Consider the following 26,416-nt stretch of genomic DNA (forward strand, 5'->3'; position numbering starts at 1 on the left):
TTACTTAGAGTTGTAATATTTCTAGACTTAAACGTGGCTAGGAGTTGATCTGGCAGTTCCTATAGCGCACAAAAATGTCGAAAACGAGTCCTAACCCCGTTTATTGAAGCGCGTCCGCGTCCGCCTGCCTCAGAATCCTCGCGTTGTCGGGCACGTTCGCACCGTCGGGCAGGGTCACGTCGATGACGAGGGCACCCGTGCCAATGGTCACGTTATTCCCGATCTTGGAGCGGAAGACCACCGAGTCGTCGCCCACGGTGACATTGTTGCCCATCTCCAGCGGGCCGTGGAAGACGATGTTGTCGTCGGTATCCAGACCGTCGCCGATGCGGATACTCGTGCCCTTGAGGGCGTGGAAGGTCACGCGGTCCTCTATCTCGGCGTTCCTGCCGATGATGATGGGCGCGCCCTCGTCGGCGCGGATGCTGGTGCGGCGGCCCACGACGCTGTTCTCTCCCAGCCGCACGTCGCCGACCACGCGGGCGAACTCGGCCAGTTCCACGCCCCGGCCCAGGGTGGGAGGCATGGGGTCGGGATTCCACGAGGTCCGGGGGGCGGCGCTCGCGCGGTTCACGCCGTCGAAGCCCCGCTCCCGGTACAGCCGGGTGTACCCCTCCGCGAACTCCGCGTTGACCTCCAGCACGTCGCGTTGAAACTCGGCATTGGCCTCCGCCTTGAGCGGCAGAGCGTTCGCCTGCGCCTGGGTGGTGATCACGGCACCCGTGGGCACGAGGCGGTCACGCGGCACGCGCACGTTCCGCACGATGGCCCCGTGCAGGACGAACACGCCGTCCTCCAGCACGCTGTTTTCCACCCGCGACAGAAAGCCCACGAAGGTGAAGTCGCCCACCACGCTGTTGCGGATGGTCGCCTGGTGGGCGATGCTCGCCTGATGGCCGACGGAGGTGGCGCGCGGGCCGCAGCCGCCCGCCGGGGTGGGTTCGCCCCGCCGCGCGAGGAAGGTGATGTTGTCCTGCAAGTTGGACTCACTGCCGATGCACGCCCGCGTTCCGGGCTGCGCCGTGATGACGGTGTTGCCCGCCACGAAGCTTCCCCGCCCGATGCTGATGTCCCCGAACACCTCCGTCAGCGGCGAGATGAAGCTGCCGTTGGTGACGACGGGTACCTCCGCCCGGAAGCGGCTGAGCAGCCCCTCCGCCCCGCCCGCCAGGGCCACCGCCCCGACGCCGATGCCCAGGCCGAGGACGGCAAGCCGCCCACCTCTTCGCAGGTTTCGCATTTGCCCGGACTGTATGGGGCGGGCATGAGGGCCGAGTGGGAAAGCTGACGACGCTTCCGCCTCCCCGGCCCCGTGTGCCTAAACTGCGGCATGGACCGCGAGCAGGCCTACGCGTTGATGACCGAACACACTCCCTCCGAGTCGTTGCGGCGGCACATGTTGAATGTGGAGGCGGCGATGCGCTGGTACGCCCAGCACTGGGGCGAGGACGAGGAGACCTACGCCGTGACGGGCCTCCTCCACGACTTCGACTACGAGGGGCACCCGGAGGAACATCCGATGTGGGGTGTGGACTTCTTGCGAAAGCACACCGACACGCCCCAGGAGGTGCTGGACGCGATCATGGGACATGCTACGTACACGGGCACGCCGCGCGTCACCCTGCTGGCGCGAACGCTCTTCGCCGTGGACGAATTGACCGGACTGGTGCAGGCGGCGGCACTCATCCGGCCTGATAGGGACGTGCGACAGGTCGAGTTGAACAGCCTCAAGAAGAGATTCAGGAACCGGGCCTTCGCAGCGGGCGTGAACCGGGAGGAGGTCGAGCAGGGTGCGCGGGAACTCGGGGTGGAGCTGGACGCTCACCTGGCGAACGTCCTCGCGGCGATGCGGGAGATGACACCGGAGCGCACGCCCTGACCCCCTGTCTCGTAAAGAACCTATGGAGGGAAAGCTCAGCCACGTCATAGGGTTCCCGCCCACAATGCAAGACGCTTCGGGGAGGCTCGACCGAACCTCCTCTCCGGCCTGCACTCAAGGAGACCCCATGAATAAGACGCTGCTGACCCTCGCCCTGATCTTCGCCGCCCCCACCGCCCTCGCCACCGCGCCCTCCACCCACTTCGTGCAGGTGCAGGACACGAGCGGCAACGACACGGGCACCACCGACGCCACCTCGGGCGACACCAACGCCGACGCTGCCGACGGAGCCGCCGAGAGCATCGGCGAGAACGTGGACGAGGCCGCCGCCGCGACCGGGGATGCGGTCGAGGGCGCGGTGGACGCTGCTGGTGACGCCGCCGCCGCCGCCGGAGACGCCGTGGGTGACGCCGCCGCCGCGACCGGTGAGGCCGTCGAAGGCGCTGCCGCTGCCACAGGCGAGGCCGTGGACAACGCCGCCGCCGAGGTCAACGAGGCCGTGGACCCCAACGGCGACGGCGTGGTGGATTCCAACAACGACGGCGTGGCCGATACCCGCCAGTTCCCCTGGGGCCTGCTGGGCCTCGCTGGCCTCGCTGGCCTCCTGGGCCGCAACCGCCGCCCCGAGCGCGTGGTGACGACCACGACCACGACCGGCACCGACCGCCGCTGAGTCAGATTCAAAACGAGCGTCCCCGGCCTGAAGAGCTGGGGACGTTTTCTGTTCTGGTCCTGAATTGTGCTGGAAGCTAGCCGCCCTACGCGCGCGGCGGAAACCGCACGAACGTCATCCAGAAGTCCTCGAAGGCGCGGATGGCCTGAAGGAAGTTCTCGAAGCCCACGGGCTTGACGACGTAGCCGCTGGCGTGCCGGGCGTAGGAGCCGCGCACGTCCTCCTCGGCCTGGCTGGTGGTAAGCATCACGACGGGGATGCTGCCCAGCGCGGGGTCGGCCTTGATCTCGCTGAGGACCTCCAGCCCGTTCTTGCGCGGCATGTTGATGTCGAGCAGGATCACGTCGGGGCGCGGTGCCCCCGCGTACTCCGCCTCCCGGCGCAGGAAGCGCAGCGCCTCCACCCCGTCACGGACGACGTGGACCCGGTTGGGCACGCGGGCACCCTCGAAGGCCTCCTGCGTGAGGAGGACATCGGGTTCGCTGTCCTCCACGAGCAGAATCTCGATCAGGGACGAGGGGATGACGGGGGCTGGGGTCGCTGGCATGGGGATCAAGGGGAGTCCTGGGAGGAGAGGAAGACGAGGAGCAACTCCGGTGGTTCGTCCACAGGATACGACAAGGAGGGCCGGATCATCACCGCTCCTTCATCTTACTCAGGCGAAATCACGCCTCCGTCACCGGCCACACGAACCTCCCCGCCTTAACCCCGCAGCGCGTAGCCCACGCCGCGCACCGTCCGCAGCAGGCCGTAGCCGTCGAGGTCACGCAGCTTGGCACGCAGGTTCGCCATATGCACGTCCACCACGTTGCTGCCCTCGGGCAGGCGGCCCTGCCAGATTTCCTGACCGATCTCGTGGCGCGAGTACACCCGGCCCGGCTGGCGGATGAGAAGGGCGAGGATGTCGAACTCCTTCGGCGAGAGCCGCAGCTCCTCGGCCTTGTACGTCACCAGCCGCTTCTGGGGGTCGAGGGTGAGGTCACCCATGCTCAGGCTCTCGGTGGTGCGCTGCCGGAGCTGCACCTTCACGCGGGCGAGCAGCTCGTCGGGGTGGAAGGGTTTGATGAGGTAGTCGTCGGCCCCCAGCCCCAGCAGCCGGACCTTCTCGTCCACGGTGTCGCGGGCGGTCAGGACGATGATGGGCACGGCGCTGTTCTTGCGCAGCCGCTGCACCACGTCCCCGCCGTCGAAGTCGGGCAGGCCGAGGTCGAGCAGGATCAGGTCGGGGTGGTCCTCGCGGGCCTTGATCAGCCCGTTCATCGCGGAGTCGGCGTGTTCGACCCCGTAGCCGGCATCGGTGAGGTCCATCCGCAGCACGTTGGCGATGTCGAGGTCGTCCTCGATCACAAGGATTCGTTGGGCGTTCACGCCTTCATGATACGCGTCTTCACCACGACTTCACCCGGCAACTTCGTGATGGAGGAGTTTAGGGAGCCAGAGGCGGGGGAACGGAGGCGTGGGAATGGGCAACCGGCGCGGGCCAGAGCCGGGATGTGCCGGGCCGATTCTTCAGTCGGCTCAAGACGCGGCCCTGTGCTACCCTGAGCGCACTGCGCCGCGACCGCCTTCCCGGTGGTCGGGTGACACAATCCGCCTTCCACGGGCCGCGCCCCCGCGTGGCCGCACCATTCAAACCTCGCGCCGCCCTGTTCCCGACCCGTCTCTGACAGACCAGATGAACACCACCGGAGAGTAAGCGTGCGCCGGAGCCAAGACGACACATGACCCAACCAGAACAAGACGCCCGGACCCCCCAGACGGGGCAGCAGGCCGGGCCGGAGCAGACCGCCCACCTCGAAGTCATTCCGCTCGGCGGCATGGGCGAGATCGGCAAGAACATCACCGCGTACCGCTACGGCGACGAGATCATGGTGGTGGACGGCGGCCTCGCCTTCCCCGACGCGCACCAGATGGGCATCGACCTGATCATCCCGCGCATCGACTACCTCCAGCAGCACGCCGCGCTGATCAAGGGCTGGATTCTCACCCACGGCCACGAGGACCACATCGGCGGCCTGCCCTATATCCTGCCCCGGCTGCCGCGCGTGCCCGTGTACGGCGCGCCCCTGACCCTCGGCCTCGTGCGCGAGAAGCTCGCGGAGTTCGGGGTGGGGGGCGGCGACGTGGACCTGCGCGAGGTGGACCTGAACGCCAAGGTCCGCATCGGCAAGAGCTTCCACGTGGAGTTCATCCGCATGACCCACTCCATCCCCGACAACGCGGGGTACATCCTGACCACGCCGGTCGGGCGGGTGGTGCATACGGGCGACTTCAAGCTCGACGAGGAACCCAGCGACGGCAAGCTCAGCGACCTCGGGCGCATCGAGCAGGCGGGCAAGGAGGGCGTGCTCCTCCTGATCAGCGACTCCACGAACGCCGAGCGACCGGGCCGCACCGTCAGCGAGGCGGAGGTGACGCGCAACCTGGAGGACGTGATTTCCAAGTGCCGGGGCCGCGTCTTCATGACGACCTTCGCCTCGAACGTGCACCGCATCGGGAACGTCATTCAGATCGCGCACCGCCAGAGCCGCCGGGTGGTGATGGAGGGCCGCTCGATGCTCAAGTACGCACAGGTGGCGCAGGGGTTGGGATACATGGACCTGCCCGAACCCCTGCTGACGAACGAGGAGGTCGGCAACCTTCAGGACCAGCAGGTGCTGTACGTCTGCACCGGGTCGCAGGGCCAGCCCATGAGCGTGCTGTCGCGCCTCGCCTTCGGCACCCACGCCAAGATCGCGCTGCGGCGGGGCGACTCGGTGATCCTGAGCAGCAACCCCATCCCCGGCAACGAGGAGGCCGTCAACCTCGTCATCAACCGCCTGTACGAGATCGGTGTGGACGTGTACTACCCGCCGACCTACCGGGTCCACGCCTCCGGGCACGGCTCGCAGGAGGAGCTGGCGACGATCCTCAACCTCGCCCGGCCCAAATTCTTCCTGCCGTGGCACGGCGAACCCCGCCACCAGATCAACCACGCCCGCCTCGCCCAGACGCTTCCCCGCCCGCCCAAGCGCACCCTCATCGCCAAGAACGGCGACGTGGTGCGGCTCGGCCCGGACGAGTTCAAGGTGACGGGCACGGTGCCCGCCGGGGCCGTGTACGTGGATGGCCTCGGCGTGGGCGACATCGGCGACGACATCCTGCTCGACCGCGTGAGCATGAGCCAGGAGGGCATCCTGATCATGACGGCGGTGCTGCACCCTACCCCCCACGTCGAGATCGTCTCGCGCGGCTTCGTGCGCGCCAACCGCGACCTCGACAACCAGATTCGCAAGGTGGCGCTGGAGGCCGTTGAAGGCGGAATGCGCGAGAAGAAGCGGCTGGAGGACGTGCGCGACGATATGTACGGGGCCGTGCGGAGGTTCGTCCGCAAGGTGACGGGGCGCAACCCGGTGCTGATCCCGATGATCGTGGACTGAGGGGGTCCAGGGGTCAAGAGGTCGAGGGGTGTCGTTTCGGGCGACGCCCCTCCCGCTTGTTCGCAGCTTTGCCAGTCCAGGGGGAGGGGCAGAAGAACCGGCTCCACGTCCTCCCGTGGGTGTCCACCGGAGCAGTGAACACGAGAGTGGTCACGCCGAGCGGCAACGGGGCAAAGGAGCAGCTCGACATCCGATGGATAGGCCCCTCGCCTCGCCCAGAGCGGGGCATACAAGAGTGGTCCTGCTGAGCGTCCACGAAGCGTCCCCGAGCGCCGCGACCCAACGCCCGCGCTCAGGGTGACCAACCTGATGAGCCTCGAAGCGGCTTTTGCCATCTACGGCTGCGGAAGCCAACCCTGCACGTCCGCACCGCCAAAAATGAGCCGTCTCAGGGTGTCCGAGAAGAACAGGGGCGCTTCGGGAGTGCTGGCTTCACCCAGCAGCTTCAACTGCTCGGCACTCAGCTGCACTTCCAGCGAGGCCAGGTTGTCGGCCAGTTGTCTGGCGCTGCTGGCCCCGATGATGGTGGAGGTCACGCCCGGCTGGGCCACCACCCAGGCCAGGGCCACCTGCGCCGGTGGGCGGCCCACCCCCTCAGCCACGGTCTTCAAAACCTCCAGCGTGTGCCAGTTGCGCCCGGTGAACTTGGTGTCGCCAAAGGGGTTGGGACCGTTCAGGCGGCCCTCGCCCTGGGCGCTGCCCCCGGTGCCGCCGGCCTCGCGGGTGTACTTGCCGGTCAGGAAGCCGGCGGCCAGGGGACTCCAGGGGGTGAGACCCAGCCCCAGTTCGCGCGCCGCCGCCACATGCTCACGCTCCAGGTCGCGGCCCACCAGCGAGTATTCCAGTTGCAGGGCCACCGGGCCGGGGACGCCGTGTACTTGCGCCAGCGTGGCGGCCCGCGCGGCGTACCAGGCCGGCACGTTGGAAAATCCGAAGTACCGCACGCGCCCCTCGCGCACGAAGTCCCCCAGGGTCTGCAAGGTCTCCTCCACCGGAGTCACCATGTCCCAGATATGCACCCAGTAGAGGTCCAGGTAGTCGGTGCCCAGGCGGCGCAGGGAGGCCTCCAGCGCCTGCCGCAGATGCTTGCGCCCGTTGCCGCTGCCGTGCGGGTTGCCCCTGTCGGTGGCGAACGACGCTTTGGTCGCCAGCACCAGCCGGTCACGCAGCCGGCCCCGCGCCACATAGCGCCCCACCATCTCCTCACTGCGGCCCCCGGCGTACACGTCGGCGGTATCGATGAAATTGCCGCCAGCCTCCACATAGGCGTCGAAGATGGCCTTCGATTCGTCGTCGGACGCGCCCCAGCGGGCGGTGCCGAAGGTCATGGTGCCCAGGCCGAGGGGGCTGACCACCAGGCCCGAGCGGCCCAGCGCGCGGTAAGAGGCGAGATTCACACCTCAGCGTGGGGGGAGAACGGGGCGGTGGACTGTACCGGGGCGTACGGATGAGGTAAGGGGTGAGGAGGGCGGAATCTCCAGTCCGTCCATTGCAACGCGAAAGGTTCTGAAGTTCGGGCCATCCCGAGAATGACTTCCGGGAGACGCCCCCTCGGGTTGAAGCCGTGCTCAGATGATCGCGCTCAGGTAACGAGGAGGCCACCGTGCATGACGGTAGGGTGGCACGAGGCGGCCCACTTCCAGGCCCCCAACGCTGTGCCGCCACCGGGACTCCTGCCCTCCCCCCCTCCCCATCCCGACACGTTCCGCTTCTCGTCCCGTGCGATAATCGCCCCCATGAGCGTGATTCCCTACGTGATCGAGCAGACCGGTCGGGGCGAGCGGATGTACGACATCTACTCGCGCCTGCTCAAGGACCGGATTATCTTTGTGGGCACGCCCATCGAGTCCCAGATGGCGAATACCATCGTGGCCCAGCTTCTCCTGCTCGACTCGCAAAACCCTGAGCAGGAAATCCAGATGTACATCAACTGCCCCGGCGGCGAGGTGTACGCGGGCCTGGCGATCTACGACACCATGCGCTACATCAAGGCACCGGTCTCGACAATTTGCGTCGGCATCGCCATGAGCATGGGCAGCGTGCTGCTGATGGCCGGGGACAAGGGCAAGCGTATGGCCCTGCCCAACAGCCGCATCATGATTCACCAGGGGTCGGCGGGCTTCCGGGGCAACACCCCCGACCTGGAGGTGCAGGCCAAGGAGGTGCTGCACCTGCGTGACCGTCTGGTGGGGCTGTACCACCGCCATACCGACCTTCCCCACGACAAGCTGCTGCGCGACATGGAGCGCGACTACTTCATGTCCGCCGACGAGGCGATGAAGTACGGCCTGATCGATTCGGTGATCGAACACACCCGCGTGACCGAGGCCGCCCTGTGACCGGGCGCGGCGGCACGACGGGGGGCGACCGCTGCTCGTTCTGCGGGCGGCAGCATCCCCAGGTCGCCCAGCTCATCGAGGCTCCGGGGCGCGCGGCCTTCATCTGCAACGAGTGCACCGACCGGGCACACGAACTCGTCAAGCAGAACAAGAAGGCGGGCAGCGAGTTCAATCTCGCGGAGCTGCCCAGCCCGAAGGAGATCAAGGCCTACCTCGACGAGTTCGTGATCGGGCAGGACGAGGCGAAAAAGGCGCTGGCGGTCGCGGTCGTCAGCCACTACCAGCGCCTGTCTCACCCCGACGTGAACCTGCAAAAGAGCAACATCCTGCTCGTCGGGCCGACGGGCACGGGCAAGACGCTGCTCGCCCAGTCGCTCGCCGAGATGCTGGAGGTTCCTTTTGCCATCGCGGACGCGACCACGCTGACGGAGGCCGGGTACGTGGGCGACGACGTGGAGAACGTGATCGTCCGGCTGCTCCAGGCCGCCGAGTACGACGTGGCCGCCGCCGAGCGCGGAATCATCTACATCGACGAGATCGACAAGATCGCCCGCAAAAGCGAGGGCACCTCGATCACCCGCGACGTGAGCGGCGAGGGCGTGCAGCAGGCGCTGCTCAAGATCATCGAGGGCACGGTCGCGCAGGTGCCGCCGCAGGGGGGCCGCAAGCACCCGCAGCAGGAACTCGTGCAGGTGAACACGCGCAACATCCTGTTCATCGTGGGCGGCGCTTTCGAGAGCATGGCCGAGATTGCCCGCGCCCGCACCAACGTCCGCGCGGTGGGCTTCGGGGCCGAGCACAAGGGTGAGGAGAAGGAGGAACTGCGCTTCCTGCCGGAGGACCTCGTGAAGTTCGGGCTGATTCCTGAGTTCGTGGGCCGCCTGCCCCTCGTGGTCCAGCTTCAGGACCTCGACGAGGACGCGCTCGTCCGCATCCTCACCGAGCCGCAGGGGGCCATCGTTCGGCAGTATCAGGCGCTGTTCGGGTTCCAGAACGTGGACCTGAGTTTCACCGACGCCGCGCTGCGTGAGGTGGCTCACCGGGCGAAGGAGCGCAAGACGGGCGCGCGTGGGCTGCGTGCGGTGCTCGAAAAGGCGATGACCGACCTCCTCTTCGAGTTGCCGCTGGAGGGCCTGCGCGAACTGCGCTTCGACGCCCCCAGCATCGACCATCCCCTGAGCCTGCTTGAGTCGAAGGGACTCAAGAAGTCTGCTTAAAAGAGAGATAGATTACAGCCACCCCCCGCCCACGTCCTTACAATCTGGGGACATCGTGGGCGGGGTGTCTTTTGCAGGGGTCACGCCACAGAGGAGCGCGGCCTGCGCAGGGTTCCCCGCTTTCCCCCTCACCCTACCCCCTGGCCCCTTCCGGCCCGGTTTCAAGGAGCAAGCATGATCTGGGAACTTCCCGTAGTTGCGCTCAGGAACATCGTGATCCTGCCCGGCATCACCATGAACGTCGATGTGGGCCGCCCCAAGAGCAAGCGCGCCGTGGACGAGGCGCAGGCCTCCGACCGCCGCGTGCTGCTGCTGACCCAGCGGGACGCCCGCACCGACGATCCCACCCGCGCGGAGCTGTACGAGATGGGCGTGCTGGCGGTCGTCAAGCAGGTCGTCCGCATGCCCGACAACACCTACCAAGTGCTCGTGGAGGCGCAGGAGCGTGCCCGCGTGACGGGCGAGGTGCCCGCCGCCTACCTGCGGGTGCGCGCCGAGACGCTGCCCGTCGCCGAAACGCTGGACGAGACGGCGGCCCGCGAGGTGCAGGTGCTCGTGCAGGAGGTCAAGTCGGCCTTCGAGGAGTACCAGCGCCAGAACAAGAACCTGCGGCTGGACAACTACCAGCTCGAGGGCCTGAAGAACCTGAACGACGCGGGCGCGCTGGCCGATTCCGTCGCGCATCACGCCACCTGGACGCCCGAGGAGAAGCAGGAGGTCCTGAACGCTGCTGCCCCGCGCACCCGGCTGGAGGCGGTGCTGCGCTTCCTGACGCGCGACTCCGAGCGCTTCAACATGGACAAGAAGATCGCGGGGCGCGTCAAGGAGCAGATGGACGCCAACCAGCGCGAGTACTACCTGCGCGAGCAGATGAAGGCCATCGGCAAGGAGCTGGGCGGCGGCGAGGACGGCCCCGCCGAGGTCGATGCCCTGCGCGAGAAGATTGAGGCCGCCGGGATGCCCGAGTCGGTCAAGGACAAGGCCCTCAAGGAGCTGGCCCGCCTGGAGCGCACTCCCGGCGGCAGCCCCGAGAGCACGGTCGTCCGCAACTACATCGACTGGCTGACCGACGTGCCGTGGAGCAAGCGCGACGAGGAGATTCTCGACGTGAACCGCACGCGCGAGATTCTGGACGCCGACCACTACGCCCTCGGGGACGTGAAGGACCGCATCCTGGAGTTCCTGGCCGTGCGCCAGCTCACCCACAAGGAGGGTGAGACCGAGGAGCAGCGCCGCGAGCGCACCGCCGAGGAGCGCATCGACGACGGCGAGTTGCGCGCCCCGATCCTGGTGCTGGTCGGCCCTCCCGGCGTGGGCAAGACCTCGCTGGGCAAGAGCATCGCCCGCAGCCTGAACCGCAAGTTCGTGCGGATGGCGCTGGGCGGCGTGCGGGACGAGGCCGAGATTCGCGGCCACCGCCGCACCTACATCGGCTCCATGCCGGGCCGCATCATCCAGGCGATGAAGACGGCGGGCGTGACCAACCCGATCATCCTGCTCGACGAGATCGACAAGATGAGCAGCGACTGGCGCGGCGACCCCTCCAGCGCGATGCTGGAGGTGCTGGACCCCGAGCAGAACCACACCTTCCAGGACCACTACCTCGAGGTGCCCTACGACCTCTCGCAGGTCATGTTCATCACGACGGCCAACACCCTCCAGACCATCCCCCGGCCCCTGCTCGACCGCATGGAGGTCATCCAGATTCCCGGCTACACCCAGCCCGAGAAGGTGGAGATCGCCAAGCGCTACCGGGTGCCCCGCCAGATCAAGAGCCACGGCCTGACGGGTAAGCTGGAAGTCACGGACGCGGCGCTGAACCGGATCGTGGAGGAGTACACCGCCGAGAGCGGCGTGCGTAATCTCGACCGCCAGATCAGCAAGCTCGCCCGCAAGGCGGCCCGCGAGCTGCTGGAGAAGCCGTGGGAGGGCCTGAAGGTCCTTGACGCGCCTCAGATTCCCGACTACCTCGGCGTGCCGCTGCACCGCCCCGACCGGATGGAGAAGGAACCCCAGATCGGCGTCGCGCAGGGCCTCGCGTGGACGAGCGTGGGCGGCACCATGCTGGTCGTGGAGGCGCTCGCCACCCCCGGCACGGGCAAGATCAGCATGACCGGCTCGCTGGGTGACGTGATGAAGGAGAGCGTCAGCGCGGCGGTCGCCTACCTGCGCGCCCACGCCGCCGAGTACGGGGCCGACCCCGACTTCCACAAGAATCTCGATCTGCACGTCCACTTCCCCGACGGCGCGACGCCGAAGGACGGCCCCAGCGCGGGCATCACGATTGCCACCGCCGTCATCAGCGCGATCACGGGTCGCCCGGCCCGCATGGACGTGGCGATGACGGGCGAGATCAGCCTGCGCGGGCGCGTGCTGCCCATCGGCGGCCTCAAGGAGAAGCTGCTCGCCGCGCACCAGGGCGGTATCCGCGAGGTCATCTTCCCGCAGGACAACGAGCCGAACCTTCAGGACGTGCCCGAGAGCATTCGCGCCGACCTGCGGATTCACACGGCCCAGCATGTGGGCGAGGTGCTGAACCTGCTGCTGCTGCCCGCGCCAGAGGGCCAGCCCGCGACGATTCCGCCCAGCCAGGGGCAGAACGTGGCGCGACCGGGGGCGTAAAGCCGCCAGCGGCCAGCTTCCGGCCACCAGCAGAAGAAAGGACCGCCTCCAGTGATCGGGGGCGGTTCTTCTGTTGGTCACTTGGAAAGGTTGTCTCCGGGATTCTGCTGGCCGCTGAAGGCTGGCGGCTGGCGGCTGCCTTCAATGCCCGCTCGTCGCCTTCAGCCCGATGATCGCCACGATCATCATCGCCACGAAGACGAGGCGGGAGAGCGTGGCAGGTTCGCGGAAGAGGACAATGCCGAGGATGGCGGCCCCCACCGCGCCGATGCCGACCCACACGCCGTAGGCTGTGCCGATGGGCAGCGTCTTAGTGGCGAGGCCGAGCAGCCCGATGCTGGCGACCATGCTGATCACGGTGAGCACCGTGGGCAGGGGACGGGTAAAGCCCTCCGTGTACTTCAGGCCGATGGCCCAGCCGACTTCCAAGAGACCCGCGACGACGAGCAGAATCCAAGCCATACCGTGACACCTCCCTGGTGTCCGCGCCGTCTTGTCTTGACCGGGTACGGCGGTGCTCTCGTCCGGGTTCGCCCCGACTGGGGCCACTGGAATGGAGTGTAGCCGGGCCGCATCACCACAATGACAGCGGAGTGTAAATACGAACTTACACTCCGCCCCATGTCTTCATCCTTACACGCCCAGGTACGCGCTCCTCACCCGGTCGTCGCCCAGCAGCTCCCCTTGCGAACCTTGCAACGACACGCGCCCGCCCTCCAGCACGTAGCCCCGGTGGGCGATGCCGAGGGCAGCGAAGGCGTTCTGCTCGGCGAGAAGGACGCTCACGCCCGCCTCGTTCACGCGCCGGATCGCCCCGAAGACCTGCTCCACGACGAGGGGCGCGAGGCCGAGCGAGGGTTCGTCGAGGAGCAGGAGTTGCGGGCGGGCCATCAGCGCGCGGGCGATGGCGACCATCTGCTGCTGCCCGCCCGAGAGGCTCCCGGCGGGGTCGGCGCGTTTCTCCACGAGGATGGGGAACAGGGCGTAGACCCGCTCCAGCTCCCGCGCGGTCCCGGCCCCGTCGCGGCGGTGGACGAAGGCCCCCAGCCGCAGGTTCTTCTCCACGCTGAGGTCGGGGAACAGCAGCCGTCCCTCGGGACACAGGGCCACGCCGCGCGCCACGTTGTCCTCGGGTCGTCCACCCGTCATCGGCACGCCGTTCCAGGTGGCCGTCCCGCCCGCCGGGCGCTGAAGGCCGCTCAGCGTGCGGAAGAGGGTACTCTTGCCCGCCCCGTTCGCGCCCAGCAGCACGACGATCTCTCCGGGCTGGACGGTGAGATTGACCCCGTGCAGGGCGGTGAAGTGGCCGTACTTCACGCTCAGGTCGCGGACCTCAAGCATGCGGGACCTCCGGGGCGGGAGCGGGAGTCGCCTGCCCCATCTGCCCGCCGTGCGCGTGGCCGCCCAGGTACGCCTCGATCACGGCGGGGTCGCGGCTGACCTCGCCCGGCGTGCCCTGCGCGATCTTCTGGCCGTGGTGCAGCACCACGATGCCGTCGGCGAGGCCCATCACGAGGCTCATCTTGTGCTCCACGAGGGCGACCGTCAGCCCACCCGACACCAGTTCGCGGATGAGGGCCATCAGGTTCACCGTCTCCTCGGGGTTCATCCCGGCGGCGGGTTCGTCCAGCAACAGGAGTTTGGGATCACTGGAGAGCGCCATCGCGATGCCGACCCGCTTCTGCCCCTCCTGCGTCAGCGCCCCGGCGGGCCGCCCGGCGTGCGCGGCGAGGCCCACCCGTTCCAGCGACCGCATCGCCCCGGCGCGGCTCTCCTCCTCGTCGCGGCGCTCGCGGCCCGTGCGGAGGAGAGCGTCCAGCAGCCCGGCGCGCGTGCGGACCCGGTGGCCGATCATCGCGTTGTCGAGGACGGAGAGTTCCTTGTAGATCGTCGTCGTCTGGAAGGTGCGGGCGATGCCGCGCGAGACGACCTCGTGGGTCCTCAGGCGCGTGATGTCCTCGCCCTGAAAGGAGATGCGCCCCGACGTGGGCTTGTAGAAGCCCGAGATCAGGTTGAAGAAGGTGCTCTTGCCCGCCCCGTTCGGCCCGATGATCGCGGTGATCTGGCCCACCGGGAGGGTCGCCGTCACGTCGCGGACGGCGTGGAGGCCGCCGAAGCGGATGCCGAGGTCCCGCACCTCCAGCATGGTTTCAGGCATGGTCCACCGACCTCTCCGTGCGCGTCTGCACCCGCCGGGCCTGAGCGCGGTCCCACAGTCCCGCCAGCCCCTGCGGCGCGAACAGCACGAGCAGGACGAGCAGCGGCCCGAACACGATGTACTGGTAGTCCTGGAGGCCCTTCATGAATTGCAGCGCCACGTAGATCAGCGCCGTGCCCACGAGCGGCCCCGCGAGCGTCCCCACCCCGCCCACGAGCAGGTACAGCAGGATCGTGAAGGTCGTGACCGGCCCGGTGACGCCCGAACCGAGGAAGCCCACGTAGGCCGCGTACACCCCGCCCGCGAAGCCCGCGATGGCGGTCGAGAGCATCAAAGCGCGCAGCTTGTGGGTGTAGACGTTGATTCCGGCGCTTCGAGCGAGGTCCTCCCCGCCCCGGATGGCGACGAGCGAGCGCCCGAACACGCTGCCCCGCGACCGCGCCACCACCAGCACCGTGACCGCCAGCGCCGCGAGCGCCACGTAATAGAAGTTCGCCGAGCGCGAGAAGTCGATGCCGAACAGGCTGGAGGCGGGCGGCACCCCGTTCAGGCCGTCGTTGCCGCCCGTCAGATCGTCCCACTTGTTGATGATCAGGGAGATGATCACGCCGACGCCCAGGGTGAAGATGGCGAAGACCTCCCCGCGTGTGCGGAAGGCGATCAGCCCGAGCAGCAGCCCGCCGAGCGCGCACAGCACCACCGCCAGGGGCCACGCGAGCCAGAAATTCCACCCCTGTTTCAAGGTCAGGATGCCCACCGTGTACGCCCCGATCCCGAAGAAGCCCGCGTGCGCGAGCGGGAGCTGGCCCGTGTAGCCCAGCATCACGTTCAGGCCGTAGGCGACCATCGCCCAGATCATCGTGTTGATCGCCACGTCGAGGACGTAGTTGCCGGGCCGCAGCAGCGGCAGCAGCGCCGCGAGCGCGAAGACGGCGACCCAGCCCCAGACGCCCGGTTTGAACCCTGCCGCGCGGTTCATCGGAACACGCTCCCGTTCCGTACCGGGCGGACAACCCGCCACCCGGCCCTCCACGTCCGCGTGTTCCTCATTCTTCCTACTCCTTCCAGTCGGGTTCGCGCAGTCGCGCTCACCGGAATCACGTCCCCCTCCTGAACAGCCCCTCGGGCCGGATGGCGAGCACGATCACGAGCGCCGCGAAGCCGATCACGTCCGCGAAGTCGAGGTTGATGTAAAAGCCCCCGAAGACCTCCGCGAAGGCGAGGAGGAACGCGCCGACAATCGCGCCCGGCACGCTGCCCATCCCGCCGAGGATGATGATGGCGAAGACCTTGAGGTTCATGACCTCCCCCATGCTGGGCGCGACCGAGATGATGGGCGCGATGAGGGCGGCGGCGGCGGCGGCGAGCGCCCCGGAGATGGCGAAGGTGAGCATCCCGACCCGGTTCACGTTCACCCCGACGAGGCGGGCACCCTCGCGGTTCTGGCTCATCGCCTCGATGGTCGCCCCCGTCAGCGTGCGCTTGAGGAAGAAGTTCAGCCCCAGCATCACGAGGACGGACGCCACGATCACGAGGAGGCGCTGCCACGTGATGATCACGCCGCCCACGTTCAGGATGCCCGGCACCGGCTCGGCGATCTGCTTGAAGTCCGGCCCCCAGATCAGTTGCACCGCCGCCTCCAAAAAGAACAGCACCCCGACGGCGGCGATCATGGAGTGGACGTGCGGGGCGTTTCTCAGCGGGTAGAACACCAGCCGCTCCAGCCCGGCGGCGAGCAGGGCCACCCCCAGAGCCGCAATGAGGAGCGCGGGCACGTAGCCCACCCCCAGCCCGGAGAGGACGGCATAGGTGAAGTACGCGCCGAGCATGTACAGCCCGCCGTGCGCGAAGTTGGGCACGCGCATCACGCCGTACACCAGGGTCAGCCCCAGCGCCACGAGCGCGTACACGCCCCCCAGCGCGAGGGCGTTGAACAGTTGTTGCAGGAAGAGGGTCAAGGCTCAGTCTCCGGTTCAGAGGGGACCGCGCCCCTCGTGGTGACGGGACGCGGCGGGATCGCTTCGGTTCAGGTCGGCGGCGCTCTTACTTGAACACCTTCGCCACGCGCAGGCGGCTGTACTTGCCGTTCTTCACCGAGGCGATGATGAACTCCGCGTCCACGTGCCCGCCCGCCGTCACGCCCGTCAGCTTGTAGACCGTCTTGCCCAGCGGCAGACTCTTAGCGGCGGCGTTGAGCTGCGCCCGGATCGCCCGTGGGTCGTCGGTGGTGCCCGCCAGCTCCATCGCCCGCGCGATGACGTTCATGCCCATGTAGTTCAGGCCCGCCTCGCTGGTGGGAATCTTCTTGTAGGCGCGCTGGTACTGCGACACGAAGACCTGCGTGCCGGGGAACTCCTTCGTGGGCAGCACGCCGACCGAGCCGTCGAGGTAGGCGCGCGGAACCACCGTGTCCATCTGCTCGAACTTCGCCTGGTCCATCACGATGAAGCCGCCCTTGAACCCCTGCTCGCGCGCCGCCTTCACCACGAGCGCGGTGGGCTGCGACGGCCCGCCGATGAACAGCACGTCGGGCTTCTCGGCGAGGGCCTTCGTCACGGCGCTGGAGTAGTCCACGGTGGTCGCGTAGTCCACGCCGTTGTTCGCGCCGACCGTGCCGCCCTGCTTGGCCCACTCCCCGGTAATCGCCTCCGCCCACTGCTTGCCGTAGGCGCTCGTGGTGCCGACCATGCCGAGCTTCTTCCCGAACGCCCGCATCTGCGTGGAGACGAAGGGCTGGAGGTAGTTGTCGTAGCGGGGCGGCAGCATGAAGGTCATGGGGTTGTTGGCCTCCAGAATCTTCGGCTCGCTGGAGTACGCGACCAGCAGGAAGTTGGGGTCGCGCCCGGTCAGCGGCTGCACGGTCAGGATGCCGCCCGCGTGGGGCACGAACACCACGTTGATGCCCTGCGAGGTCAGGCGTCGCACGTTCGTCGCCGTCTCGTTGGGGAGGTAGCGGTCGTCCAGCGACACGAGCCGGAACGTCACCTTCTCGCCCTTGACGGTCACGCCGCCCGCGCGGTTGATCTCGTTGATCGCCATCTCGATGCCGCTCTGGGTGTCCTTGCCGTAGAAGGCCGCGCCGCCCGAGAGGGGACCGCTGTAGCCGATGTTCACCACCTTGTCGGCCAGAGCCGTGCCAGCGCCGAGGGCCAGGAGGAGGGGCAACAGGGAACGGGTGTGCTTCATAGGAGACCTCCAGCGCCAGGCACAGGGCACCCGCCGGAAGCGGGAACCGTGCAAACCCTGCACGCAGTCCAAGTTATATGTGCAGGACATGCTGGCACGGGGGCAGGGGGGTGTCAATTCCCCCTCCCTCATTTGGCACCGGGACGGTCAGAAGTTCCGGGTCAGGTTGTTCCGCCTCTCCCCTCGTCGGTCATTCGGAGAGCCGCCTTCGAAGGGGCGGGGTGACTCGCAAAGCTGCAAGGCAGAGGGGACGTGGAACCCGCTTCGCTGGTGGAGCAGGGCCTGAACGCCTTTCAAGTCTGCGGGGACGCTCGGCCCGTTCACCCCCTCCCAGCCTCCCCCAGGGGACGCTTGATGTGAATTGCAGATCGGGCGGTGGAGGTACTTCTACCGTCTAGCAGGAGGACGAGCGGTGCTCGTCACCCCTCTCCCGCAAGGGGAGGGGGGGCAAAAAGTACATCTGACACGCTTATTTTCTAATTCACATCAGGCGTTCAAGGGGGAGGAGCTAAAAACACAGAGGAGATGTTCAAAACGGCGTTCCTCAGCAACCGCCCTAACCGCTCACCCCTCACCCCTCACCCCTCACCCCTTACTCCTTACTCCCGCGCGCCTACCGCCTTCCTCAGCGGCAGATACTTCGGCGTCCACTGGCGGCCCCGCACGAAGGCTTCCAGCTCGTCGTCGGTGAGGTTGCGAATGCGGCGCTCGGCACAGACGCCCTCGTCGATGGCCTTGCGGGCGACGCGGACGGCCACCCTCATGCTGACCTCGCGGAGGTGGGAGATGGGCGGGTACACGCGGTCGCCGTGCGCCTTCGTCTCGTCGGCAAGGGTCTGCGCGGCCTCCATCACCATGCCGTCGGTGATCTCGCGGGCGCGGCTGATGACGGCCCCGAAGCCCAGGCCGGGGAAGATGAAGGCGTTGTTGCCCTGCCCGACCGGATACATCTTGCCGCCGTACTCGATGTCCGGGAAGGGGCTGCCCGTGGCGATGATGGCCGCGCCACCGCTCCAGCGCAGAAGGTCGGCGGGCTGCGCCTCCACGTTGCTCGTCGGGTTGGAGAGGGGGAAGACGATGGGGCGCTCCGCAAACGCCAGCATCGCCTCCACGGTGGGTTGCTGGAAGAGGCCGGGCACCCCCGTCAGGCCGAGGAGGGCGGTGGCGCGGGCGTTCACGACCGTCTCGTGCAGGGTGGGCCACTCGCCCGCGACCTCCCAGCCGGGCAGGTCCTCCGGGTGCTTGGCGAAGGAACGCTGGTGGTCCTCGATGGGCTGGCCGTGCATCAGGAGGCCGAAGCGGTCCACCACGAACAGGCGGGCGTTCGCCTCCGCGTAGCTCAGGCCGTCATGCATCAGCCCCTGCCGAATCGCGCTCGCCACGCCGATACCGCCCGCCCCCGCGCCGACGACGACGAACGTTTGATCGTGCAACACCTCGCCCTTGAGACGGCTCGCGCTCATCAGCCCCGCGAGGGCCATCGCGCCCGTGCCCTGGATGTCGTCGTTGAAGGACGGCACGACCCGGCGGTAGCGTTCCAGCACCCGGAAGGCCGTGCCCCGCGCGAAGTCCTCCCACTGGATGATCGCCTTCGGGTAGCGCGCGGCGGTCGCCTCCACGAAGCGGTCGAGGAACTCGTCGTACTCGGGACCCGTCAGCCGCCGGTGGTGGACGCCGAGGTACAGGGGATCGTCGATCAGGTCCTGACGGTCGGTGCCCACGTCCAGCTCCACGGGCAGCGTCTTGTCAGGCCCGACGCCGCCCGCCGCCGTGTACAGGCTGAGCTTGCCGATACTGATCGCCATGCCCCCGAAGCCCTGGTCCCCGATGCCGAGGATGGCACTGGAGTCGGTCGCCACGATCATCCGCACGTCGTTGAGGGGCACGTTCCCCAGCAGCTCGTCCACCCGGTCGATGTCCTCGGTGCTGACCGCGAAGCCGCGCGGGTAGCGGTAGATGTGCGAGAAGATGCGGACCGCCTCGCCCACCGTCGGTGTGTAGAGGATGGGGAGCATCTCCTCCAGGTGGTCGGCGAGGATCGCGTAGAACAGCACCTCGTTGCGGTCTTGCAGGGCGCGCAGGAACTCGTGGCGCTCCAGGTCGGTTCCGAGTTGGACGTAGCGCAGGTAGGTGCGTTCCTTCTGCTCGGGCAGGGTGCTCGTGTGGGGCGGGACAAGACCCTCCAGCCCCAGGGCGCGGCGTTCCTCGCGGGTGAAGCCGGTGGACTTGTTGAGCAGGGGCGTTTGCAGCAGCGAGAAGCCGGTCACGTTCACGTCGAGGTAACGGTGGCCGTCTTCGTCGCGCCGCACGTCGTAGTAGCGGGAGACGCGGGGGGCTTCGGGCATGGCGGTACAGGATAGCCCGCACGGATTGGACGGGGTTCAGGCACGAAAAGCACAGCGAAAAGTACACAGGGAACGCCGGTCAGGGCACGCCGACTGGCCGGGGCTTTCCGTGCGGGGCGTGAACAGAACGCTCAACCCCGCCGCTCCGCCCACCGCGCCCGCAGCGCCCCGAATCCTGCGTCGATCCTCGCCTGCGGCAGCGCCATCTGGCCGGTCGTGCCGTGGCCGATCTCGTCGCCCAGCTCGGAGACGGCGCGCATCCGGCACACGACGCGACGGCCCTCCATGCGCTCGAAGGTGGCGGTCACGGTGACGGTCATGCCGGGCAGCGCCGAGGCGGTGTGCGTGACCTCGACGGAAGTGCCGATGCCGCCCTCGCCGTCCTCCAAGAAGGGGAGGATGATCTTGCGCCCAGCCTCCTCGAAGTGCCGCGCCATCCAGTAGGTCGCGTAGACGGGATGGACCGCGCCGAGTTCTCCGAACTGGACGGTCATCTCATCGGTGACGCGCACGGTAAGGGTCTGCGTGAAGCCGGATGGGATGGGGCGCATGGAAGCAGGCTAAGCCTCTTGCCCCGTCCCGGTAGACTGCCCGACGTGAAGCTCAAGCTCGCGGACCTGTTCACCCTCATCCGGGAGGCGGCGCTGGCCTTCGGGCAGGACAAGGCCCCCCGGCTGGCGGCGGCCATCGCGTACTACGCGCTGTTCAGCCTCGCGCCGCTGCTGCTGTTCGCGGTGGCGGTGGCGGGCTTTTTCCTCTCGGATGAGACGGTCGTGACGAACCTGCTGGGGCCGGAGAGCCTGCTCGCGCTCAACCTCGGGGAGCAGGCGGCGAGCTTCCTGCGCGAACTCATCGCCAATCAGGAGGGCTTGCAGCGCGGCTCGCTGATCGCCACCGTCCTGGGCTTCGTCACCCTGTTCCTGGGCGCGACGGGGTTGTTCGTCCAGCTTCAGGATGCCCTCAACAGCCTGTGGGGGGCCGACCCGCCACCGCCGCAGGGGGCGCTCGCCATCGTGAAGAGCCGGGTGCTGTCGTTCGTCCTCATTCTGGTCATCGGGCTGGTGCTGCTCGCCTTCCTGGGACTGAACACCTACCTCGCGTCGGTGGCGCAGCAGTTGGGCGACATCATCGGGGCGGGGGCCATCTTTGTGCGGCTGGGCACCCTCGCGCTGGGGGTCGGGCTGCTGACGCTGGTCTTCGCCGCCGTGTACAAGGTGCTCCCCAGCGTCCGGCTGGAATGGCGCGAGGTCTGGGTGGGCAGCGCCGTGACGGCGGTCCTCTTCACGCTGGGCCAGCTCGCCATCGGCCTCTACCTCGGTCGGGCCGCGCCGGGCAGCGTGTTCGGGGCCGCCGCGTCGCTCGTGATCCTGATGCTGTGGCTGTACTACAGCGGCATGATCTTCTTCTTCGGGGCCGAGGTGACGTGGGTCTACTCCCAGAAGTACGGCACGCGCGCGGGCGGGGCCGCCAACGTCGGCAAGAAGGAGGCCGTCGCCGCGAGGGGAGCGGACATCAGCACCCAACCCAGCGGGCAGGAGCAGGCCGCCGCCGAGAGTGCCTCCCCGGCGGAGACGGTGCGCGACTCGCGGGGCCGTGTGCTGGGTCTGCCGCTGCCCCGGCGTGGGCACTCCGCATCCGCCTCACCCCGCCCCAGTGCCCCCCCCCGCGAAAGGCGTCTGACGCCCGGCGTGGGGGCCGCACTCTGGAATGCCGTCAGCGCCGTCCTCGCCCTCCCCGTCGTGATCGTGCTGCGGCTGGTGGGGTTGGGGAGACGGAAGAAGGGGTAAAGCCCTTGCTCTACGAACTTCTTCAAGCGGTAGCTCTGTTGTTCTGATGGCTGAAAGCTGATGGCTGACCACTGACCGCTGCTAAAGCCCCACCACCGGATACGCCAGCGTCCCCTCGTAGATCGCGCGCCCGACAATCGCCCCCTGAATGCCCTCCCCGGCGAGCAGGCGCACATCGTCCTGCGTGGCGACGCCGCCGCCCACGATCAGGGTATTCGTCCACAGCTGCCGCACGGCCCGCATCAGCTCGCGGTCCAGTCCTTGCAGGCTGCCGTCGCGCGTCACGTCGGTGAAGATCAGGGTCTCCAGCCCCGCGTCGGCGAGGATGGGTGTCAGGTCGGCGACGGTGAGGCCGCTGCCACGCGCCCAGCCGTGGGTGGCGACCTCCAGCCCGCGCGCATCGAGGCTGACGACGACCCGCTCGGGACCGTGAGCCTCGATCAGAACGCGCACCAGCTCGGGATCGCGGACGGCGGCGGTGCCGATCACGACGCGGCTCACGCCCGCCCGCAACAACTCCTCGGCACTCTCGCGGTCGCGGATGCCGCCGCCGACCTCGATCTCCACTCCCTCCAGCTCGGCGACGATGCGGCGGATGACCCCCCGGTTCTCGCCGCGCCCGGTAGCGGCGTCGAGGTCCACGAGATGCACGAGGCCCGCGCCCAGGCCCGCCCAGTGGCGCGCGGCGTCCAGCGGGGAGTCGAAGTACACCGTCTCCCGGTCGGGGTCGCCGCCCAGCAGCCGCACGGCGCGGCCCGACTGGATGTCCACGCAGGGGATGACGAGGGGGACGCCGTGGGCTGGGCCGGTCATGCCCGGCAGGATAACGCCCTCCCCCACCGCCCCGCCCGGTACACTCTCGGGGAACGTGCGAGTCGGGATCGTCACCGCCACCTACCTGCCGTCGCGCAACGGCGTCGCGACGAGCACCGCCCTGTACGCACGCGGCCTGCGCGAGCGGGGCCACGACGTGCGCGTGTTCGCCCCCCGCCACCCACAGGCCCCGGCGCGCGAGGAGGGGGTGTACCGCCTCAACTCGTCCTTCGCGGGGGCGCGGGCGCTCGGTGCCCCCGCCGACTACCCGGTGATGCTCGCGCCGGGGCCACTCCTGATCTCGCGGCTGCCGCTACGTGATCTGGACGTGCTCCACACCATGCACCCCTTCCTCGCCGGTCGGCTGGCGCTGACCTGGGCGCGGCTCTCCGGTGCCCCCGTGGTCTTCACCGCGCATACCCAGTATGACCAGTACCTGCATTACGCGCCCATGCCGAGGCGGGTGGGCCGCGCGATGCTGCGCCCGCACGTGTCGGCCTTCGCGCGGCGGGTGGACGCGGTGCTCGCGCCGGGCCGCGCGATGGTGGAGATGCTGCGCGAGTACGGCTACGGCGGGGAGGTTCACCTCTTCCCCAACCCGGTGGACCTCGCCGCCTTCGCGCGGGCGGGGGGTGAGGCGTTCCGGGCCGAGTTCGGTGTGCCGGGGGACGTGCCCCTCGTGATGTATCTGGGCCGCCTCGCCCACGAGAAAAATCTCAGCGTGATGCTGCGCGCCTTCGCCCAGGCGCAGGCGTCACGCCCGGAGCTGCGCCTCCTGGTGGTGGGGGACGGCCCGGCCCGCGCCGACGCCCAGGCGATGGCTCCTGAGGGCGTGACCTTCACCGGCCCGGTGCCCTACGCGCGGGTGCCCGAGGCGCTGGCCGCCGCCGACACCTTCCTCACCGCCAGCACGTCCGAAGTCCTGCCCATGAGCATGATTGAGGCCCTCGCGGCGGGCACGCCCCTTGTCGCCGCGCGCAGCCCCGCCGCCCTGGACCTCGTGACGGAGGGCGTGAACGGCACCGTCACGGACGCCACACCTGATGCGCTGGCCGCCGGACTGCTGCACGTCCTCGACCCCATTCGCCTGCCCGCCCTGCAAGTGGGGGCGAGGGAGAGCGCCCGGCAGTACGACCTGCCCGTGCGGGCCGCCGCACTGGAGGAGGTCTACCAAGCGGCGGTGGTCCGCAAACGCCAATCGAGAAGCTCTCCCCTCAGCCACTGACGTTCGTTCAACCCCACCCGGCACTTCTGGCTGGCAGCCTCAATCAGCCGAAAAGCGAACGCCCCCGCGCGGGGCGGGGGCCTTCTCCTGTGGTGCCGAGGATGGGACTTGAACCCACACGCCTCGCGGCGCTAGTCCCTGAAACTAGTGCGTCTACCAATTCCGCCACCTCGGCACGTCTTGGCTGTGTCGCCCGCGCAGGGGCGCGTTTCAGGGCTTGTCTACTTTAGCGGGGGGTACGGAGGCTGTCAACCGGGCACGGGGCGGGGTCTTTGGGGCAAGAGAGCCGCCGCTCCACTCCTTGCCCCGGACCGCCGATTGGGAGAGAGGCCAGCGCCGCCTCAAGGAGGGTGGGGACCAACGACACCGGGCGGTCCCGGGAGGACGGGCAGAGGTCGTCCTGAGACAGGCCGAGGCGGACTGGTCGGCGGGCGGTGGGGTGAGGGGACGTAACATGGCCTTCTCCCAGGCGGCGGCAACGGCGGGAGGTGGGCGACCGGAGTAGCGAAGCCCGCCGGCCATTGACCACCAATGGCCGCCACGCAGGCCTACCCTCCTCCGATGCCCGCTTCCTCTCTGTGCGGGAGTGGGTCGTGGGTCTGGCGTCAGCCTTGAGAAACTCTGTCGGACACTGACAAATCAGGAGGGCACTGAAACCATGGCCCGCCCTGTCGAAGACGGCAGCAAAAGAAAAAACCCGCTGCTGGAGCGGGTCTGTGAGATTCTGGAGCCAGGGGTCGGATTTGAACCGACGACCTACTGATTACGAATCAGTTGCTCTACCGCTGAGCTACACTGGCAGGCCGAACACGGGGAGGCAAAAATGCCGCACGGACAAGGGTAGACGATGCGCCCCCCGTTGTCAAACCCGGCTACCGCAGGGCGCTCACCTCGGCGCGCAGGGCGTCCAGGCGGACGCGCAACTCGGCGGCCCGCGCTCCTGCCTGCGCCAGCCGTTCCTCCTCCCCCTCCGTAAAGCGGGTGTAGGGGCTGATCGCGTCGCGGAGCCGGGCGTCGGCGCGCTCCTGCTCGCGCCCGTACTCGCGGCGGACGATACGCTCCAACGCCTCGCGCAGGGCCGCGACCTTCTGGCGCAGGCCACGGTGGGCCTGAAGCCGCTTGTTGGGCAGCACGAACAGGCCCAGGCTCCCCAGCGTCAGCCCGGCGAGGATGCCCCCCGTGAAGTCCATCGCCGTCGCGCCGACGAGCGCCCCCAGCCCCGCCCCGATGCCGATTCCCCCGGCGAGACCGCCCACCGCTCCCTTGAGGGCGTCCTCCGCGTCGCGCGAGAGCTGGCGGGCGAGTTCGTGTTCGGTGGTCGTCTCCAGATGCTGACGCGCGCTTCCGGCGATGCCCTCCAGCAGCGCCCCCCGGTCGTAGGAGAAGCGGGTGCGGGCCACCTCGCTCGACGGCTGGCGGCGGATCAGGAACGCCTGCACGTCCTCCCAGAAGTGCAGGTTCGCCTCCACGAAGCGGTCGATCATGGAGCCGAACTGCCGGTCGATGGCCTCGGGGAGTTCGGCGACCGCCTCGCGCCGGAAGCCCTCCTCCAGCTCGCGGCCATTGATCAACCCGCGCAGGTTGGAGAAGCGCAGGCGGTCGTCGATAAAGCGGTCGGCCCGCACCTCGAACTCCCCCAGCAGGCGGCCCAGGCGATTGAGCTGCCCGTCGAGTTCGCCCAGCATGGTCTCGCGGTGGCGCTCGCGCTGGGCCTCCAGGTCGCGCAGGATGGCCTGATCCCCCTCCAGCGTCCGGCGAGCGGCCTCGGCACGGGCCTCCTCGCCGCTCAGGATTTCGGCGGCGGTGCCCAGGGGGCTTTGCAGCTTGAGGCGCGTGCGCTCGGCCTCCGAGAGCCGCGTCCGCAGGGCCTCGCGCAGGGCGGCAAACCCAGGGTCGCCCCCCCGCTGCTCGCCCCGCGCGCTGACGAGGAAGACGGGCGGCGTGAGGCCCAGCTCGCCCCGTGCGCCCTTCTCCACGAACTCGCGGACCTGCTCACGCTGCTCCCCGGTCTCCAGCAGGTCCGCCTTGTTCACGACCATAACCACGCTGCGGCCCCAGCGAGCGGCGAGGCTCAGGAACTGCCGCTCGGACTCCGTGAAGGGGCGGTCGGAACTCGTCAGGAACAGCACGAGGTCGGCGCGGGGCAGGAAGCCCTCGGTGAGCGCCTGATGCTGGCGGATGATGGCGTTCGTGCCCGGCGTGTCCACGAGGGCGACCCCCTCCAGGCTGGGCAGGGGCCACGTCAGGCGGCTCACGAAGGGGTCGCGGGTCGGCTCCACCTCGCCGGGCGTGTCCCCGTGGACGAGGACATAGATACGGTCGGTGGTGGGCGTCACGCCTTCGGGGAGGACGGCGGCCCCCAGCAGCGCGTTCACGAAGCTGCTCTTGCCCGCGTTGAACTCCCCTACGACCACGAGGAGAAAGCTCTCGTCGAGCGAGCGGACGGCCCCCCGCGCGTACTCGACCGCCTCGGGGGGAGCGCCCTGCATTTCCAGAAACGCCTGGAGGTCGGCGAGGAGCGCCCGCTCCCGCGAGAGGAGGTCCTGCACCCGGCTGGTGACGAGCATGGGGGCAGTCTACCCGCCCCCACGTCCCTCTCTCTTTTCTGGCTTCGTTGAGACGAGAAGGCTGACCGCCTGACAGAAAGTATGAGAAAGCGTCCCCGGTAGGGGACACTTTCTGTTTGTGACAACTGAAAATGCCGCCGGGGACGCTCCTCGACTCTACCAGGCTGTCCTGGCTCAGCTCCAGAC

General features: G+C 68.5%; 22 protein-coding genes, 2 tRNA genes and 1 riboswitch. Of the genes, 8 read left to right on the plus strand and 16 right to left on the minus strand.

The genetic code is table 11. The features are described from left to right. Nucleotides 1–100: 100 nt before the first annotated feature. Nucleotides 101–1,240 carry a GlgC family sugar phosphate nucleotidyltransferase gene (locus tag V3W47_RS13725; RefSeq protein WP_331825788.1) on the minus strand — a complete coding sequence of 380 codons (1,140 nt, stop codon included), beginning with the start codon at nt 1,238–1,240 and terminating at the stop codon, nt 101–103. 90 nt (nt 1,241–1,330) lie between these two features. Between V3W47_RS13725 and V3W47_RS13730 the strand changes: the two genes are divergently transcribed. Continuing rightward, entirely contained in the window at nt 1,331–1,879 is a 549-nt protein-coding gene (locus tag V3W47_RS13730) for an HD domain-containing protein (protein WP_331825789.1), read from the plus strand. 127 nt (nt 1,880–2,006) lie between these two features. Further along, entirely contained in the window at nt 2,007–2,552 is a 546-nt protein-coding gene (locus V3W47_RS13735) for a hypothetical protein (RefSeq protein ID WP_331825790.1), read from the plus strand. 85 nt (nt 2,553–2,637) lie between these two features. Here the strand turns inward: V3W47_RS13735 and V3W47_RS13740 are convergent, their stop codons facing one another. Next, nucleotides 2,638–3,099: a response regulator gene (locus V3W47_RS13740; protein WP_331825791.1), complete on the minus strand. Its 462-nt coding sequence runs from the start codon at nt 3,097–3,099 to the stop codon at nt 2,638–2,640. A 155-nt stretch (nt 3,100–3,254) separates the two neighbouring features. Further along, nucleotides 3,255–3,920, minus strand: a complete 666-nt coding sequence (locus tag V3W47_RS13745; RefSeq protein WP_331825792.1) for a response regulator transcription factor — start codon at nt 3,918–3,920, stop codon at nt 3,255–3,257. 353 nt (nt 3,921–4,273) lie between these two features. On the opposite strand from V3W47_RS13745, the gene V3W47_RS13750 reads away from it, so the two are divergent. Then, the gene (locus tag V3W47_RS13750; RefSeq protein WP_331825793.1) at nt 4,274–5,971 is read left to right on the plus strand and encodes a ribonuclease J; all 1,698 of its coding nucleotides are present in this window, start codon (nt 4,274–4,276) and stop codon (nt 5,969–5,971) included. Between the two features lie 335 nt (nt 5,972–6,306). Here V3W47_RS13750 and V3W47_RS13755 read toward each other — a convergent pair whose 3' ends face one another. Then, a complete protein-coding gene (locus V3W47_RS13755; protein ID WP_331825794.1) occupies nt 6,307–7,368 on the minus strand; it encodes an aldo/keto reductase in 1,062 nt (353 codons plus the stop codon). 330 nt (nt 7,369–7,698) lie between these two features. Here V3W47_RS13755 and clpP point away from each other — a divergent pair, with 330 nt between their 5' ends. The 3 genes from clpP to lon all read left to right on the plus strand — a co-directional run bounded on the left by clpP (nt 7,699) and on the right by lon (nt 12,149). Next, nucleotides 7,699–8,310 (plus strand): ATP-dependent Clp protease proteolytic subunit, encoded by a 612-nt coding sequence (clpP, locus tag V3W47_RS13760; RefSeq protein ID WP_331825809.1) that lies wholly within the window; start codon nt 7,699–7,701, stop codon nt 8,308–8,310. After that, nucleotides 8,307–9,527, plus strand: coding sequence for an ATP-dependent Clp protease ATP-binding subunit ClpX (gene clpX, locus V3W47_RS13765; RefSeq protein ID WP_331825795.1), 1,221 nt, complete (start codon nt 8,307–8,309; stop codon nt 9,525–9,527). Before clpP ends, clpX begins: the two co-directional genes overlap by 4 nt. Nucleotides 9,528–9,701: 174 nt before the next feature. Beyond that, a complete protein-coding gene (lon, locus tag V3W47_RS13770) occupies nt 9,702–12,149 on the plus strand; it encodes an endopeptidase La (RefSeq protein WP_331825796.1) in 2,448 nt (815 codons plus the stop codon). A gap of 141 nt (nt 12,150–12,290) precedes the next feature. Here the strand turns inward: lon and sugE are convergent, their stop codons facing one another. The 8 genes from sugE to V3W47_RS13810 all read right to left on the minus strand — a co-directional run bounded on the left by sugE (nt 12,291) and on the right by V3W47_RS13810 (nt 20,389). Then, complete coding sequence (gene sugE / locus V3W47_RS13775) at nt 12,291–12,611, minus strand: quaternary ammonium compound efflux SMR transporter SugE (protein ID WP_331825797.1); 321 nt, start codon at nt 12,609–12,611, stop codon at nt 12,291–12,293. 20 nt (nt 12,612–12,631) lie between these two features. Further along, a riboswitch (guanidine-III (ykkC-III) riboswitch) is annotated at nt 12,632–12,700 on the minus strand. Nucleotides 12,701–12,782: 82 nt separating this feature from the next. Beyond that, nucleotides 12,783–13,490 carry an ABC transporter ATP-binding protein gene (locus V3W47_RS13780; protein ID WP_331825798.1) on the minus strand — a complete coding sequence of 236 codons (708 nt, stop codon included), beginning with the start codon at nt 13,488–13,490 and terminating at the stop codon, nt 12,783–12,785. Next, entirely contained in the window at nt 13,483–14,307 is an 825-nt protein-coding gene (locus V3W47_RS13785) for an ABC transporter ATP-binding protein (RefSeq protein WP_331825799.1), read from the minus strand. Before V3W47_RS13785 ends, V3W47_RS13780 begins: the two co-directional genes overlap by 8 nt. Next, nucleotides 14,300–15,286 carry a branched-chain amino acid ABC transporter permease gene (locus tag V3W47_RS13790; protein WP_331825800.1) on the minus strand — a complete coding sequence of 329 codons (987 nt, stop codon included), beginning with the start codon at nt 15,284–15,286 and terminating at the stop codon, nt 14,300–14,302. Before V3W47_RS13790 ends, V3W47_RS13785 begins: the two co-directional genes overlap by 8 nt. Before the next feature lie 118 nt (nt 15,287–15,404). Continuing rightward, on the minus strand, nt 15,405–16,265 hold the full coding sequence (locus tag V3W47_RS13795) for a branched-chain amino acid ABC transporter permease (RefSeq protein ID WP_331825801.1): 861 nt from the start codon (nt 16,263–16,265) through the stop codon (nt 15,405–15,407). An 85-nt stretch (nt 16,266–16,350) separates the two neighbouring features. After that, complete coding sequence (locus V3W47_RS13800) at nt 16,351–17,493, minus strand: ABC transporter substrate-binding protein (protein ID WP_331825802.1); 1,143 nt, start codon at nt 17,491–17,493, stop codon at nt 16,351–16,353. A 599-nt stretch (nt 17,494–18,092) separates the two neighbouring features. Further along, on the minus strand, nt 18,093–19,838 hold the full coding sequence (locus V3W47_RS13805; protein ID WP_331825803.1) for an NAD-dependent malic enzyme: 1,746 nt from the start codon (nt 19,836–19,838) through the stop codon (nt 18,093–18,095). A gap of 131 nt (nt 19,839–19,969) precedes the next feature. Then, nucleotides 19,970–20,389, minus strand: a complete 420-nt coding sequence (locus V3W47_RS13810; protein ID WP_331825804.1) for a thioesterase family protein — start codon at nt 20,387–20,389, stop codon at nt 19,970–19,972. Nucleotides 20,390–20,434: 45 nt separating this feature from the next. On the opposite strand from V3W47_RS13810, the gene V3W47_RS13815 reads away from it, so the two are divergent. Further along, the gene (locus V3W47_RS13815) at nt 20,435–21,625 is read left to right on the plus strand and encodes a YihY/virulence factor BrkB family protein (protein WP_331825805.1); all 1,191 of its coding nucleotides are present in this window, start codon (nt 20,435–20,437) and stop codon (nt 21,623–21,625) included. 81 nt (nt 21,626–21,706) lie between these two features. Here the strand turns inward: V3W47_RS13815 and hisA are convergent, their stop codons facing one another. Then, nucleotides 21,707–22,438, minus strand: coding sequence for a 1-(5-phosphoribosyl)-5-[(5-phosphoribosylamino)methylideneamino]imidazole-4-carboxamide isomerase (hisA, locus tag V3W47_RS13820; protein ID WP_331825806.1), 732 nt, complete (start codon nt 22,436–22,438; stop codon nt 21,707–21,709). 55 nt (nt 22,439–22,493) lie between these two features. On the opposite strand from hisA, the gene V3W47_RS13825 reads away from it, so the two are divergent. Next, nucleotides 22,494–23,663, plus strand: a complete 1,170-nt coding sequence (locus tag V3W47_RS13825; protein ID WP_331825807.1) for a glycosyltransferase family 4 protein — start codon at nt 22,494–22,496, stop codon at nt 23,661–23,663. Nucleotides 23,664–23,753: 90 nt separating this feature from the next. Here the strand turns inward: V3W47_RS13825 and V3W47_RS13830 are convergent. From V3W47_RS13830 to V3W47_RS13840, 3 genes are all read right to left on the minus strand, one after another. Beyond that, nucleotides 23,754–23,838: transfer RNA gene (locus V3W47_RS13830), tRNA-Leu, on the minus strand. A gap of 550 nt (nt 23,839–24,388) precedes the next feature. Next, nucleotides 24,389–24,463 (minus strand) — tRNA-Thr (locus tag V3W47_RS13835). Between the two features lie 72 nt (nt 24,464–24,535). After that, on the minus strand, nt 24,536–26,230 hold the full coding sequence (locus V3W47_RS13840) for a dynamin family protein (RefSeq protein WP_331825808.1): 1,695 nt from the start codon (nt 26,228–26,230) through the stop codon (nt 24,536–24,538). Nucleotides 26,231–26,416: the final 186 nt, after the last annotated feature.

The sequence above is a fragment of the Deinococcus sp. YIM 134068 genome (assembly GCF_036543075.1).
GTDB classification, from domain to species: Bacteria; Deinococcota; Deinococci; order Deinococcales; family Deinococcaceae; genus Deinococcus; species Deinococcus lichenicola.